Origin of the sequence: Microbacterium tenebrionis (genome assembly GCF_020682665.1) — a bacterium.
In the GTDB taxonomy this organism is placed as follows: Bacteria; Actinomycetota; Actinomycetes; order Actinomycetales; family Microbacteriaceae; genus Microbacterium; species Microbacterium tenebrionis.
On sequence record NZ_JAGTTM010000004.1, the window covers coordinates 117830 to 130428 of the forward strand.

15 protein-coding genes are annotated in these 12599 nt (G+C 68.3%); 5 read left to right on the top strand and 10 right to left on the bottom strand.

Features of this window, described 5'->3' with window-relative positions; genetic code table 11:
• The first annotated feature begins 51 nt into the window (after window positions 1-51).
• The 3 genes from KEC56_RS14130 to KEC56_RS11485 are packed head-to-tail and all read left to right on the top strand — an operon-like array spanning window position 52 to window position 2052.
• Entirely contained in the window at window positions 52-198 is a 147-nt protein-coding gene (locus KEC56_RS14130) for a hypothetical protein (RefSeq protein WP_372456277.1), read from the top strand.
• Complete coding sequence (locus KEC56_RS11480) at window positions 156-1286, top strand: ABC transporter permease (RefSeq protein ID WP_372456278.1); 1131 nt, start codon at window positions 156-158, stop codon at window positions 1284-1286. The genes KEC56_RS14130 and KEC56_RS11480 overlap by 43 nt, the downstream gene beginning before the upstream one ends.
• Before the next feature lie 37 nt (window positions 1287-1323).
• The gene (locus tag KEC56_RS11485; protein WP_175985523.1) at window positions 1324-2052 is read left to right on the top strand and encodes an ABC transporter ATP-binding protein; all 729 of its coding nucleotides are present in this window, start codon (window positions 1324-1326) and stop codon (window positions 2050-2052) included.
• Window positions 2053-2108: 56 nt separating this feature from the next.
• Here KEC56_RS11485 and gnd read toward each other — a convergent pair whose 3' ends face one another.
• Together gnd and KEC56_RS13965 are read right to left on the bottom strand one after the other, a co-directional pair.
• Window positions 2109-3563, bottom strand: a complete 1455-nt coding sequence (gene gnd / locus KEC56_RS11490) for an NADP-dependent phosphogluconate dehydrogenase (RefSeq protein WP_227531057.1) — start codon at window positions 3561-3563, stop codon at window positions 2109-2111.
• Window positions 3564-3658: 95 nt separating this feature from the next.
• Window positions 3659-3784, bottom strand: coding sequence for a hypothetical protein (locus tag KEC56_RS13965; protein ID WP_264675287.1), 126 nt, complete (start codon window positions 3782-3784; stop codon window positions 3659-3661).
• 237 nt (window positions 3785-4021) lie between these two features.
• On the opposite strand from KEC56_RS13965, the gene KEC56_RS11495 reads away from it, so the two are divergent.
• Window positions 4022-4633: a 50S ribosomal protein L25/general stress protein Ctc gene (locus KEC56_RS11495; protein ID WP_227531058.1), complete on the top strand. Its 612-nt coding sequence runs from the start codon at window positions 4022-4024 to the stop codon at window positions 4631-4633.
• 87 nt (window positions 4634-4720) lie between these two features.
• Window positions 4721-5302 (top strand): aminoacyl-tRNA hydrolase, encoded by a 582-nt coding sequence (pth, locus tag KEC56_RS11500; RefSeq protein ID WP_227531059.1) that lies wholly within the window; start codon window positions 4721-4723, stop codon window positions 5300-5302.
• Between the two features lie 19 nt (window positions 5303-5321).
• Here pth and KEC56_RS11505 read toward each other — a convergent pair whose 3' ends face one another.
• From KEC56_RS11505 to sdhC, 8 genes are read right to left on the bottom strand one after another with little or no spacing between them, the layout of a single operon-like run.
• On the bottom strand, window positions 5322-5930 hold the full coding sequence (locus tag KEC56_RS11505) for a hypothetical protein (protein ID WP_227531060.1): 609 nt from the start codon (window positions 5928-5930) through the stop codon (window positions 5322-5324).
• 34 nt (window positions 5931-5964) lie between these two features.
• Window positions 5965-6969 carry a tryptophan--tRNA ligase gene (trpS, locus tag KEC56_RS11510; protein WP_175985527.1) on the bottom strand — a complete coding sequence of 335 codons (1005 nt, stop codon included), beginning with the start codon at window positions 6967-6969 and terminating at the stop codon, window positions 5965-5967.
• Window positions 6970-7003: 34 nt separating this feature from the next.
• Window positions 7004-7843 (bottom strand): exodeoxyribonuclease III, encoded by an 840-nt coding sequence (locus KEC56_RS11515; protein ID WP_175985528.1) that lies wholly within the window; start codon window positions 7841-7843, stop codon window positions 7004-7006.
• A gap of 9 nt (window positions 7844-7852) precedes the next feature.
• Complete coding sequence (locus tag KEC56_RS11520; protein WP_227531061.1) at window positions 7853-8989, bottom strand: YihY/virulence factor BrkB family protein; 1137 nt, start codon at window positions 8987-8989, stop codon at window positions 7853-7855.
• A 41-nt stretch (window positions 8990-9030) separates the two neighbouring features.
• Window positions 9031-9792 carry a succinate dehydrogenase iron-sulfur subunit gene (locus KEC56_RS11525; protein WP_175985530.1) on the bottom strand — a complete coding sequence of 254 codons (762 nt, stop codon included), beginning with the start codon at window positions 9790-9792 and terminating at the stop codon, window positions 9031-9033.
• Between the two features lie 2 nt (window positions 9793-9794).
• Window positions 9795-11600, bottom strand: coding sequence for a succinate dehydrogenase flavoprotein subunit (gene sdhA / locus KEC56_RS11530; protein WP_175985531.1), 1806 nt, complete (start codon window positions 11598-11600; stop codon window positions 9795-9797).
• Between the two features lie 17 nt (window positions 11601-11617).
• The gene (locus KEC56_RS11535; RefSeq protein ID WP_175985532.1) at window positions 11618-12070 is read right to left on the bottom strand and encodes a succinate dehydrogenase hydrophobic membrane anchor subunit; all 453 of its coding nucleotides are present in this window, start codon (window positions 12068-12070) and stop codon (window positions 11618-11620) included.
• Window positions 12070-12504 (bottom strand): succinate dehydrogenase, cytochrome b556 subunit, encoded by a 435-nt coding sequence (gene sdhC / locus KEC56_RS11540; RefSeq protein WP_175985533.1) that lies wholly within the window; start codon window positions 12502-12504, stop codon window positions 12070-12072. Before sdhC ends, KEC56_RS11535 begins: the two co-directional genes overlap by 1 nt.
• Window positions 12505-12599 lie beyond the last annotated feature (95 nt).

Below are 12599 nucleotides of genomic sequence, written 5' to 3' on the forward strand. Positions count from 1 at the left end.
GCGTTCCTACTGTCGAATCCGTTCCGCGACGCACGCGGCAGAAGGAGAGACATGTACGCAACGTATCTGCGGCGCGAGCTGGCGGGCCGCAAGAGACAGACCATCATCGTGGCGGTCGGGCTGGCGGTGGCGATCGCGCTCGTCAGCTCGCGACCGTGCTCGGCACGGACGGCGTCGCCGCGGCATCCGGGGCGCTGAGCCTCACGAACTCGACGTTCTCGGGCGAGCTGCCCAGCGGCGGGTTCGGGCAGCCGGGCGAGGGAACGCCCGGCGACGGCGAGGCGCCGCCGACCGGCGGGGCGGACGGCGAGGGCGGCAGCGCCTTCGGCATCGATTCCTTCACGGTGCTCGGCATCGACCCCGGTGAGGATGCCATCGGCCCGCTGGCCTCGGTGGAGGTCAGCGACGGCCGCGGATTCGACGCCGCCGACAGCGGCGAGCTCGTCGCCCTCGTGGACTCGTCGTACGCCGCCACGTCCGCGATCGCCGTGGGTGACACGATCGACGTCGCAGGCTCCGACGTCGAGGTCGTGGGCATCGTGGCATCCACCTCCGACTCCGCCGACACGGCCGCGAATGTCTACCTGCCGCTGGAGACCGCGCAGGAGCTTGCGGGCGTCGAGGACGTCCTCTCGACCGTCTACGTGCAGGCCGATTCGGCATCGGCCATCGACTCCGTGCAGGCCGCTCTGTCCGACGAGCTCCCCGACGCCACGGTGAGCTCGCAGTCGGATCTCGCCTCCACGGTCTCCGGGTCGCTCTCCAGTGCCAACGAGATGATCACGAACCTCGGCACCTGGCTGTCGATCATCGTGCTCGCCGTCGCCGTCATGATCTCGGTGCTGTTCACGATCTCGGGCGTCACGCGGCGCACGCGGGAGTTCGGAACGCTGAAGGCCATCGGATGGTCCAATGGCCGCGTCGTGCGCCAGGTGGCAGGGGAATCGATGGTCCAGGGGCTGATCGGCGGGGCCGCCGGACTCGTGCTGGGTCTGGTCGGAATCCTGCTGATCAACGTCATCCAGCCGACGATCTCGGCCGCGGCTGAGACGCCTTCGGGCATGGGCGGGCCCGGCGGCGGCATGGGGGGCCCGACCGGCGGCGGAGGCGGCGGGATGTTCGAGACCGCGCAGGCGACCGACATCGTCCTGAGCGCGCCCCTCACCCCCTGGGTGCTCTTCGCCGCCGTCGGACTCGCGGTGCTCGGCGGACTCGTCGCCGGCATGTTCGGCGGGTGGCGCGCCGCCAGGCTGAGCCCCGCCGAGGCCCTGCGCTCGGTCGCGTGACCGGCGCCGATCAGTGAACCACGACAAGGAGCAAGAGATGACCATGACAGACACCGTGCCTGCAGAGCGGACTCCCGACGCACCGGCGACGCTGTATCGCTTGGAGGGTGTCACGCGCACCTACACGCAGAAGCAGCGCGTCGTGAAAGCGTTGACCGGCGTCGACCTCGAGATCGGCTTCGGCGAGTTCGTCACGATCCAGGGACCAACGGGAGGGGGCAAGTCGACGCTCCTGCAGCTGCTGGGAGCGCTCGACAAGCCCACCTCCGGGTCGATCAGCCTCGGCGCCGCCGAGCTCTCGTCCGCGTCGCCGACGGCGCTCGGCCGGATCAGGGCCGAGGAGATCGGATTCGTGTTCCAGGGCTTCAATCTCATCCCGACGCTGACGGCCGCCGAGAACGTGAACATGGCGCTCGAACCGCTGGGGCTGAGCGGTGCAGAGCGGAAGACGCGCGTCGACGAGGCCCTGGCGCACGTGGGCCTCGCGGATCGTGGTGACCACCTGCCGACCGAACTCTCCGGCGGCCAGCAGCAGCGCGTCGCCATCGCGCGAGCGATCGTCAAGCGTCCGCGAGTGCTGCTGGCCGACGAACCGACTGGAAACCTGGACGAGAGCATGCGCGACGAGATCCTCGTGCTCCTCGAGCGGCTGTGCGCCGAGGGATTGACGCTCGTCATCGTCACCCACGACTCTGCCGTCGCCGCGCGGGCCAGCAGGCGATTGCGGCTCGCGAAGGGAGTGGTCACCGACATCACGCGCGGATGAAGCGCGAGAGGCCGGCAACCTGACGGTTGCCGGCCTCTCGTCGCAGACGCACGCGGTCAGTGCGTGTCTTCCGCCTCGATCTCGGTGCGGTCGCCCGACCACTGCGTGTGGAAGGTGCCGTCCTTGTCGATGCGCTTGTAGGTGTGGGCGCCGAAGAAGTCGCGCTGGCCCTGGACGAGGGCTGCGGGGAGGCGGTCGGCGCGGATGCCGTCGTAGTACGACAGCGAGGAGCTGAAGGCGGGGGCGGGGATGCCCGAGGTCGCGGCGGCGATGACGACGCGGCGCCAGGCGGCCTGTCCACGGGTGAGTGCTTCGGCGAAGTACGGGGCGGTCATGAGGACCGGCAGGTCCGGGGCCTCGTTGTACGCGTCGGCGATGCGGTTGAGGAACTGGGCACGGATGATGCATCCGCCGCGCCAGATCTTCGACACGGCGCCGAGGTCGATGTTCCAGCCGTATTCGGCGGCTCCGGCGCGGATTTCGTCGAACCCCTGGGAGTAGGCGACGATCTTCGACGCGTACAGGGCCAGGCGGACGTCTTCGATGAACGCGTCGACGTCCTCGGCGGGGACGGTGAAGTCGCCCTCCGGGCCGGGGAGAGTGGTGGCGGCGGCGCGCTGCTCGGGGTGCGAGGACAGCGACCGGGCGAAGGTGGCCTCGGCGATCCCGGAGACGGGGACGCCGAGGGTGAGCGCGGTCTGAACCGTCCAGGCTCCGGTGCCCTTGGCGCCGGCCTGGTCGACGATGACGTCGACGAGAGGCTTCCCGGTTTCGGCGTCGACCTGGCGGAGCACCTCGGCGGTGATCTCGATCAGGTAGGACTCGAGCTCGCCGGTGTTCCAGTCGGCGAAGATGTCGGCGATCTCGGCCGGGGTCTTGCCGGTGCCGCGGCGGATCAGGTCGTACGCCTCGGCGATGAGCTGCATGTCGGCGTACTCGATGCCGTTGTGGACCATCTTCACGAAGTGCCCGGCACCGTCGTGCCCGATGTGCGTGACGCACGGCTCACCCTCCGCGACCGCGGCGATGGAGCGCAGGATCGGTCCGAGGGTGACCCAGGACTCGTCCGACCCTCCGGGCATGATCGACGGCCCGGTCAGGGCGCCCTCCTCGCCGCCGGAGATCCCGGCGCCGACGAAGTTGATCCCGGTCTCGCGGACGGCCTTCTCGCGGCGGATCGTGTCGGGGAAGTACGCGTTGCCGCCGTCGACGATGATGTCGCCCGGCTCGAACACGCGCACGAGCTCGTCGATGACCGCGTCCGTACCGGCACCGGCCTTGACCATGATGATCGCGGTTCGCGGCTTCTGCAGCGACGCGGCGAACTCCTCGTAGTCGAATGCGGGCACGAACCCCGCCTCCGGGTGCGCTGCCACCAGCTCATCCGTCTTCGACCGCGACCGGTTGAACACGGCGACCGTGTTCCCCTCACGCGACGCGAGATTCCGCGCCAGATTCGAACCCATGACGGCGAGTCCAACGACTCCGATATTCGCTGATGCTTCGGGCACAGATACTCCTCGATCGTGAAGCCAGGGGGATGGACTTCAGCGTATCGCTGTGCGAGCGACCAGGGCGCACTGTGTGACGCCTGGCGCTGAGGTGCTCAGTCCTTGCGGTAGCCCGAGCGGCCCAACGAGAAGAGGGCACCGATGCTGAAGACGGTCGCGCACACGGTCATGGCGCCGATCAGCCATGCGATGGCGTGGGAGAGGAATGCGCCGTCGATCATGCCGGACTCCTGTTTCTTCGTGGTGGGTTCTGAGAGCGTCAGAGGTCTGGGTTTCAGCCTATCGGGTCTTCGGGTAGGATAGATGAGTTCCTCGGCGAGGGATGCTTCGCGTGCGCAGCATCCGTAATCGACGCGGCGAATCCAGCCTCGTGGCTCTTTCGCGCGTCTGCGTCCGGGAAGCCGATCACAAGACCACCACGCGGCGAGCAGTTCGCCGCGTGCCCCGAAGGAGAACCCATGTCTGAGGACACCAAGGTCCACGCCGAGGTCCGCGAGCAGTTCGGCAAGGGCTTCGCCCGCCGCCTCCGCGCCGCCGGCAAGATCCCCGCCGTCATCTACGGCCACGGCACCGAGCCCGTTCACGTCGCCCTCCCGGGCCACCAGGTCTCGCTCATCATCCGCCGCGCCAACGCGCTGCTCGAGCTCGACATCGAGGGCAAGGACCAGCTCGCCCTGGTCAAGGACGTCCAGAAGGACCCGGTGCACCAGGTCATCGAGCACATCGACCTCCTCGTCGTGAAGAAGGGCGAGAAGATCCAGGTCGACGTCCCCGTGATCGTCACCGGTGAGCCGTTCGCCGGCACCGTCGCCAACCTCGACGCCACCTCGATCGCTGTCGAGGTCGAGGCCACGCACATCCCCGAGCACGTCGAGGTCTCCGTCGAGGGTCTGGAAGAGGGCGCGCAGATCACCGCCGCCGACGTGAAGCTGCCCAAGGGCGCCACGCTCCTCGCCGACCCCGAGACGCTCGTCGTCGCGGTCTACGTTCCGACCGAGGAGCCGGAGGCCGAGGAGGGCGACGAGGCCGCTGAGGCCGAGGCCCCCGCCGAAGAGGCCGCAGCAGAGTAAGACATCTGCTTCCACGAAGGGGACGCGAGCTGATCGCGTCCCCTTCGTCGTATTCTGGCGACCGAGAAGACAAGAGATGAGAGACGCATGGCCGACACCTGGCTGATCGTGGGGCTGGGCAATCCCGGTCCGCGGTACGAGGCGACCCGGCACAACGTCGGGCAGATGGTGGTCGACGAGCTCGCCGGCCGGCGCGGCGAGAGCTTCCGCGAGCACAAGGGCGGCGCTCGTGTCGTCGGGACGTGGTTGCGCCCCGGTGCGGACAAGATCGTGCTCGCCAAGCCCAACTCGTTCATGAACGTCTCGGGCACCCCGGTCGCGGCCCTCGCGCGCTTCTACTCGGTGCCTCCCGAGCGCACCGTGATCGTGCATGACGAACTGGACATCCCGTTCGACGCCCTCAAGCTCAAGACCGGTGGCGGGCACGGAGGGCACAACGGCGTTCGCGATGTCGCGCGTGCCATCGGGACGGCGGACTTCCCGCGGGTGCGCGTCGGCATCGGGCGCCCGCCAGGACGGCAGGACCCAGCCGACTGGGTGCTCTCGCCGTTCGGCAAGACGGAGCGCGAGACGCTGCCGATCCTCGTGTCGGATGCCGCGGATGCCGTCGAGCTCCTCGTCGCGGAGGGTCTGCTGGCAGCTCAGCAGAAGCACCACGCACCGCGGTGACGGTTGAACCTTCGGTGCTTCAGGGTCCGTAGGTAGAGACCGCACCAGCACCCGCGCCGGCGCCGAGGGTCGCACCGAGCACGACGAAGAAGATCACCGGCCCGAGCACGGCGAGGATCAGGGCCACCACGCCCCAGACGCGACCCGCCCGCTTCACGATGGCCATGATGCCGAGGACGATCGCGGCGATGCCGCCGAGAGTGCCGACCCAGAAACCGATCTCTCCGATGAGCACCTGATCGCGCACCGGCGAGAGGAACGAGAGGTCTGAGGTCGTCGGGTCGACGTACTGGGTGACGGTGGGCAGCTGGAACCCGATCTGGTACCCGGCGATGCCGGCCACGATCGGCGCGACGACGGCCGCGACGATGGACAGCACGAACGCCACGATGCCCAGGACCGCCGAGCGCGGCTGTGCGGGAGCAGGAGCCGGCGCCTGGTAGCTGCCGGCCGGTGCGGCGTAACCGCCCACGGGCGCCGCATACGCGCCGGGCGGCGTCTGGTACGACGGCGGGTTCTGGTATGACGGCGCGGTCTGCGACGGGGGAGTGCCGTACGGAGAGGGCGGACTCGGAATCGGCGGGACCGATCCGTGCGGGGTGGTCGGAGGAAGCTGCGGGTCGGTCACGCACCCATCCTAGGGTGCGCGACCGACCCGATCGTCACACGCGGCGCAGCAGGCCGACCTTCTCGTAGACGTCGGCGAGCGTGGCATCGGCCACGGCATCGGCGCGCTCGGCATTGGCGGCGAGGATGCGGTCGAGCTCAGCCGGGTCGTCGAGCAGCTCGAGGGCGCGCGAGCGCACCGGCTCGAACTCCGAGACCACGACCTCGGCGAGGCCCTTCTTGAAGTCCCCGTACCCGCGGCCTGCGTACTCGTCCTCGATCGCGGCGACCTGGCGGCCGCTGAGGGCCGCGTAGATCGTCAGCAGGTTCGAGACCCCGGGCTTGTTCTCGCGGTCGAAGCGCACGGAGCCCTCATTGTCGGTGACGGCCCGCATGATCTTCTTCGCCGATTTCGCCGGGTCATCGAGCATCCACAGCACGCCCGCGTCCGTCTCGGCCGATTTCGACATCTTCGACGTCGGATTCTGCAGGTCGTAGATGCGCGCGGTGTCCTTCTGGATGACCGGCATCGGCACGACGAACGTCTCCCCGAACCGGGCGTTGAAGCGCTCCGCGAGATCGCGCGTGAGCTCGACGTGCTGCTTCTGGTCATCGCCCACGGGAACGACATCGCTCTGGTACAGCAGGATGTCGGCCGCCATGAGGACCGGATAGGTGAACAGGCCGACGCTCGTGCCGTCCTGCCCGTAGCGACTGGACTTGTCCTTGAACTGCGTCATGCGTCCGGCCTCGCCGAAACCCGTGATCGTCGAGAGGATCCAGGCGAGCTCGGCGTGCGCGCGCACGTGCGACTGCACGTACAGCGTCGACTTCGACGGCTCGATGCCCGCGGCGATGTACTGCGCGGCAGTACGCCGGGTCTTCTCGCGCAAAGACGCGGGGTCCTGCGCGACCGTCAGCGCGTGCAGGTCGACGACTGAGAAGAACGCGTCGTAGGACGCCTGCAGATCGCGCCACTGCAGGAGAGCACCGATGTAGTTGCCGATCTGAAGCGAGTCGGCGGATGGCTGCATTCCTGAGTAGAGACGAGGTCTGGTCACGGATCAATCCTATGGTGCTGGGGCGACCGCCCTGTCAGTAGGCGTAGTCGACGACCACCGGCGCATGATCGCTCCACCGCTCGGCATACGTGGCGGCGCGTGCCACCCGGTAGTCCTGCACGCGCTCGGCGAGCGCCGGGGTCGCCAGGTGATAGTCGATGCGCCAGCCGGAGTCGTTGTCGAACGCCTGCCCGCGCATGGACCACCACGTGTACGGACCGTCGACCTCGCCGTGGAACCGGCGCCCGACGTCGACCCATCCGAGCCCCGTGCCGACCGTGCCGTCGACGCCGGTCACCTCGGCGCCGGCATCCCCGAGAAACCGGTCGAAGTACGCCCGCTCGCGGGGGAGGAATCCCGCCTTCTTGCGGTTCCCGCGCCAGTTCTTGATGTCGAGTTCGCGGTGACCGACGTTCAGGTCACCCGTGACGAGCGCGAGCGCGTCACCCTGCCCGAGGTCGGCGAGGCGCGCGCCGAACGCGTCGAGGAACTTCCACTTCTCATCCTGCTTGGGCGTGTCGGCCTCACCGCTGTGCACATAGGCGCTGACGACGGTGAGCGGGCGGCCGTCGATGAGGAAGTCGCCCTCGATCCAACGGCCCTTCGAGTCGAAGTCCTCGGCCCCGAACGCGGTGCGCGAGGCGAGCGCAGGGGTGCGGCTCGCGATCGCGACGCCGGCTCGACCCTTGGCCGTCGCCTCGTCGTGGACGATCGACCATCCGGGCAGCGCTGCTTCGAGGTGCTCGTCCTGCCCGCGCACCTCTTGCAGGGTCAGGATGTCGACGTCGGCAGCATCGAGCCACCCGCTCATGCCGTTGCGGGCCGCGGCCCTGATCCCGTTGACGTTGACCGAGGCGATACGCAGATGAGGCATGGATTCAGCCTAACGAGGGCCGGTGACATCCTCCGCCTCGGCACCCTCGATGGCGATGGCCAGAGCATCCTGCGCGCGCCGCACCGCCCGCCCGGCCCAGAGCCTGCGGTACCAGGGCGCGTCCTCGTACGCGTCGCGGGCCCGCCGCAGCTGCACGCGTGCGGCGAGCACCAGGGCCTCCTGCTCGGCCAGCCGGGCGGCCTGCTCGTCCTCGAGCTCCAGCGGGTGGTCGTTGTCGGCCGCGGTGACCGCGATCCAGGAGGCCGCCACGAGCACCACGCTCGCGAGCAGACGGCACCACAGGAGGAGCCCGATGATCACGGCGAAGGACGCGAACAGGGGGTTGCTGGGCACGCGGGTGAGCAGGAAGCCCGCGATGAGCTGGAGGACCACCATCGCCCCGCCGCCCAGCAGCGAGGCCGGCCAGATGAAGCGCCATCGCAGGTCGGCGCCGACGAGGAAGCGCACGAGGGCCGCCAGGGCACCGGCATCCACGATGAAGGCGCTGGCCATCCACAGTACGCGGGCCATCCCCGACAGCACCCAGGAATCGCCCCAGCCGAACAGGTCGAACAGCCACTCCAGCGCCCAGACGCTCAGCACGCTCAGCGCCGCACCGAGCAGCAGCGCGAGGCCGAACAGCACGCCTGCGAGCAGATCGCGCAGCTTGAGCAGCCAGTAGGAACGCGTGTCGAACGGCAGGCCGAAGATGTCTCGGATCGCCCGTCGCGTGAAGGTCACCGCCGCGATCGCGGTCCAGGCGGCGAAGCCGACGGCCACGGCGCCCGTGATGCCCAGTAGGCTCGTGCTGCCCTGGGCGATCTCGACGACGTCGTCGCGGCCGATGAGACCGGGGTCGCCGATGAGCCCTGGCAGATAGCTGTTTGCGAGATCGATGAGCGCTTCGATCGCGCGCGGGCTGGCGCCGAGCCAGATCCCCACACCGGCGAAGCTGACGTAGATGACCGCGAACAGCGAGAACAGGACGTAGTAGCTCATCCCCGCCGAGAGCAGGAAGCCGTTGCCGCGGAGGAACCCGCGCCAGACGCGCACGGGGAACGCCGCGAGCGTGCGATCCTTCAGCTCTGCGGCGCGTTCGAGGGGTCCTTCGAAGCGCTCACGCAGCCGGACTCGGTCCTCCGACATGCCCTCACCCTATCCAGGGGAGCACCGATGCGAGGCGGAGGTCAGGGCCGGCCGCGCAGAATGGCCTGCTTGACCTCGGCGATGGCCTTCGTGACCTCGATGCCGCGCGGGCACGCCTCCGTGCAGTTGAAGGTCGTGCGGCAGCGCCAGACGCCCTCCTTGTCGTTGAGGATGTCCAGACGCACGTCGGCGTTGTCGTCGCGCGAGTCGAAGATGAACCGGTGCGCGTTGACGATCGCGGCAGGGCCGAAGTACTGGCCGTCGGTCCAGAACACCGGGCACGACGAGGTGCAGGCGGCGCACAGGATGCACTTGGTGGTGTCGTCGAAGATCGCGCGGTCGGCGATCGACTGGACGCGCTCCTTGCCCTTCTCGGGCACGCTGTTCGCGACGAGGAACGGCTGCACCTCGCGGTAGGAGGCGAAGAACGGCTCCATGTCGACGATGAGGTCCTTCTCGAGCGGCAGACCCTTGATCGCCTCGACGTAGATCGGCTTCGAGATGTCGAGGTCCTTGATCAGCGTCTTGCAGGCCAGTCGGTTGCGGCCGTTGATGCGCATGGCGTCAGAGCCGCAGATGCCGTGCGCGCACGAGCGGCGGAACGACAGCGAACCGTCGACCTCCCACTTGATCTTGTGCAGCGCGTCGAGCACGCGGTCGGTGGAGAACAACTCCACGTCGTAGTCGACCCAGCGGGGCTCGGCGTCCTGCTCGGGGTCGAACCGGCGGACGATGAAGGTGACCAGGAAGGACTGGACGGCCGGGTCTGCGGCGGCGGGCGCCTCTGCAACAGCGTTCGACATTCTCAGTACTTCCTCTCCATCGGCTGGTAGCGGGTCTGGACGACCGGCTTCGAGTCGAGCTTGATGTGATCTGCGGGCGTCGACGAGTGCGGGTCGCCCGTCAGGTAGGCCATGGTGTGCTTCATCCAGTTCTCGTCGTCGCGCTTGGGGAAGTCGTCGCGCATGTGACCGCCGCGGCTCTCCTCGCGGTTCTGCGCGGCGTAGACGACGACCTCGGCGATGTCGAGCAGGAACCCGAGCTCGACTGCCTCGAGGAGGTCGGTGTTGAAGCGGTGGCCCTTGTCGTCGATGTAGACGTTCTTGTAGCGCTCGCGCAGCTCGGCGATGACGCCCAGCACGTGCTCGAGGGACTCGTGGGTGCGGAACACCTGGGCGCCGCGGTCCATCTCCTCCTGGAGCTTCTTGCGCAGCACGGCGACGCGCTCGGTGCCGTTGCTGCCGCGCAGGTTCTCGAGCATGTCCTTGACGAACCCGGCGGGGTTCTCGGGGAGCGGCACGAACTCGGCGGTCTTGGCGTACGCCACGGCGTTGTTGCCGGCGCGCTTGCCGAACACGTTGATGTCGAGGAGCGAGTTGGTGCCGAGGCGGTTCGAGCCGTGCACCGAGACGCACGCGCACTCGCCGGCGGCGTAGAGACCGGGGACGACCGTGTTGTTGTCGGCGAGGACCTCGGCGTCGTTGTTCGTCGGGATGCCGCCCATGGCGTAGTGCGCGGTCGGCATGACGGGGACGGGGTCGGTGACCGGGTCGACACCGAGGTATGTCCTGGCGAACTCGGTGATGTCGGGCAGCTTGGTCTCGAGGACCTCGGCACCGAGGTGCGTGCAGTCGAGGTAGACGTAGTCCTTGTGCGGGCCCGCGCCGCGGCCGTCGAGGACCTCCTGCACCATGGAGCGCGCCACGATGTCGCGCGGTGCGAGATCCTTGATGGTGGGGGCGTAGCGCTCCATGAAGCGCTCACCCGAGTCGTTGCGCAGGATCGCGCCCTCGCCTCGCGCACCCTCGGTGAGCAGGATGCCGAGACCGGCGAGACCCGTCGGGTGGAACTGGAAGAACTCCATGTCCTCCAGCGGCAGGTTCTTGCGCCAGATGATGCCGACGCCGTCACCGGTGAGGGTGTGCGCGTTCGAGGTGGTCTTGAAGATCTTGCCGAAGCCGCCCGTCGCGAAGACGACCGACTTGGCCTGGAACACGTGCAGCTCGCCCGTGGCCAGTTCGTACGCGACGACGCCGGCGACTCCGGTCTTGCCGTCGTCGTCCTTCACCGTGATGAGGTCGAGCACGTAGAACTCGTTGAAGAAGTTGATGCCGAGCTTGACGCAGTTCTGGAACAGCGTCTGCAGGATCATGTGACCCGTGCGGTCGGCGGCGTAGCACGCGCGGCGGACCGGGGTCTTGCCGTGCTCGGCGGTGTGACCGCCGAAGCGGCGCTGGTCGATCTTGCCCTCAGGGGTGCGGTTGAACGGCAGACCCATGTTCTCGAGGTCGATGACCGCGTCGATGGCCTCCTTGGCGAGGATCTCGGCGGCGTCCTGGTCGACGAGGTAGTCGCCGCCCTTGACGGTGTCGAAGGTGTGCCACTCCCAGCTGTCCTCCTCGACGTTCGCGAGGGCGGCGGCCATGCCGCCCTGCGCCGCGCCGGTGTGCGAGCGGGTGGGGTACAGCTTCGTGATCACGGCTGTCTTCGCGCCCGGGCCCGCCTCGATGGCGGCGCGCATGCCTGCGCCTCCTGCGCCGACGATCACGACGTCGAACTGGTGGTAGTGAACGCCGTCGCGGACGACGGAATCCTGCGTCTCAGTAGTCACTTCTCGATGCTCTCTTGTCAGTTTCCGACGACGCCCGCAGCCACGCAGGTGTCCCACAGCGTGCTGGACTCGGTGACGCCCAGGCACGGGTCGAACGTGAAGACGACCAGGGTGCCGAGGATGATCAGCAGGCCCGCTGCGAGGACGATCGCGCCGACGAGGGCCTTGCGGACCTTGTCATTGGTGGCGTAGTCGTTGACGATCGTGCGCATGCCGTTGCCGCCGTGGATGAAGGCGAGCCACAGCATCAGCACGTCCCACCACTGCCAGAACGGCGTGGCGAACTTGCCGGCGATGAATGCGAAGTCCAGCGCGTGGATTCCGTCGCCGACCATGAGGTTGACGAACAGGTGGCCGAAGATGAGGACGATCAGCACGACGCCGGATGCTCGCATGAACATCCAGCCCCACTTCTCGAGGTTGACGCCGCGGCGGCGGCGCGCCGGTGCGGCGATGGTCTGTGCGGACATCAGTGACCCCCTCCGAACCCGGCGAACGCGAGCGACAGGTGGCGCCCGGTGAAGCCGGCCATGAGCACGACCCAGACGGCGATGACGCCCCAGAACATCTGGCGCTGGTACCGCGCGCCCTTCGACCAGAAGTCGACGAGGATGATTCGCAGGCCGTTCATGGCGTGGAACACGATGGCGCCTACCAGCACCACTTCACCCAGAGCCATGACGGGGTTCTTGTACGTGCCGATCACGGCGTTGTACGCCTCGGGGGAGACCCGGATCAGTGCCGTATCGAGCACGTGCACGAGAAGGAAGAAGAAGATGGCGACTCCGGTGATGCGGTGAAGCACCCATGACCACATGCCCTCACGACCGCGGTACAGAGTGCCGCGCGGGGTCTTGGACGTGGTTTCCGAAATCGACGGTGTCAAGCGTGTGCCTGCGGACACGGTCGTCCTCCCTGATCGATGCGAGGTCGGGTAGCACGTGCGGGTCTGAACAGACCGCTGGACGTGCCCGGCCGTGCACCATCCTATTCCTGTCA

Bases quoted from the DNA above. Each gene is read 5' to 3' on its own strand.
- KEC56_RS11515 (WP_175985528.1), bottom strand. From the start codon at position 7,843: ATGCCTCATCTGCGTATCGCCTCGGTCAACGTCAACGGGATCAGGGCC.
- KEC56_RS11520 (WP_227531061.1), bottom strand. From the start codon at position 8,989: ATGTCGGAGGACCGAGTCCGGCTGCGTGAGCGCTTCGAAGGACCCCTC.
- KEC56_RS11495 (WP_227531058.1), top strand. From the start codon at position 4,022: ATGTCTGAGGACACCAAGGTCCACGCCGAGGTCCGCGAGCAGTTCGGC.
- pth (WP_227531059.1), top strand. From the start codon at position 4,721: ATGGCCGACACCTGGCTGATCGTGGGGCTGGGCAATCCCGGTCCGCGG.
- KEC56_RS11525 (WP_175985530.1), bottom strand. From the start codon at position 9,792: ATGTCGAACGCTGTTGCAGAGGCGCCCGCCGCCGCAGACCCGGCCGTC.
- KEC56_RS13965 (WP_264675287.1), bottom strand. From the start codon at position 3,784: ATGATCGACGGCGCATTCCTCTCCCACGCCATCGCATGGCTGATCGGC.
- KEC56_RS14130 (WP_372456277.1), top strand. From the start codon at position 52: ATGTACGCAACGTATCTGCGGCGCGAGCTGGCGGGCCGCAAGAGACAG.
- KEC56_RS11535 (WP_175985532.1), bottom strand. From the start codon at position 12,070: ATGTCCGCACAGACCATCGCCGCACCGGCGCGCCGCCGCCGCGGCGTC.
- KEC56_RS11485 (WP_175985523.1), top strand. From the start codon at position 1,324: ATGACCATGACAGACACCGTGCCTGCAGAGCGGACTCCCGACGCACCG.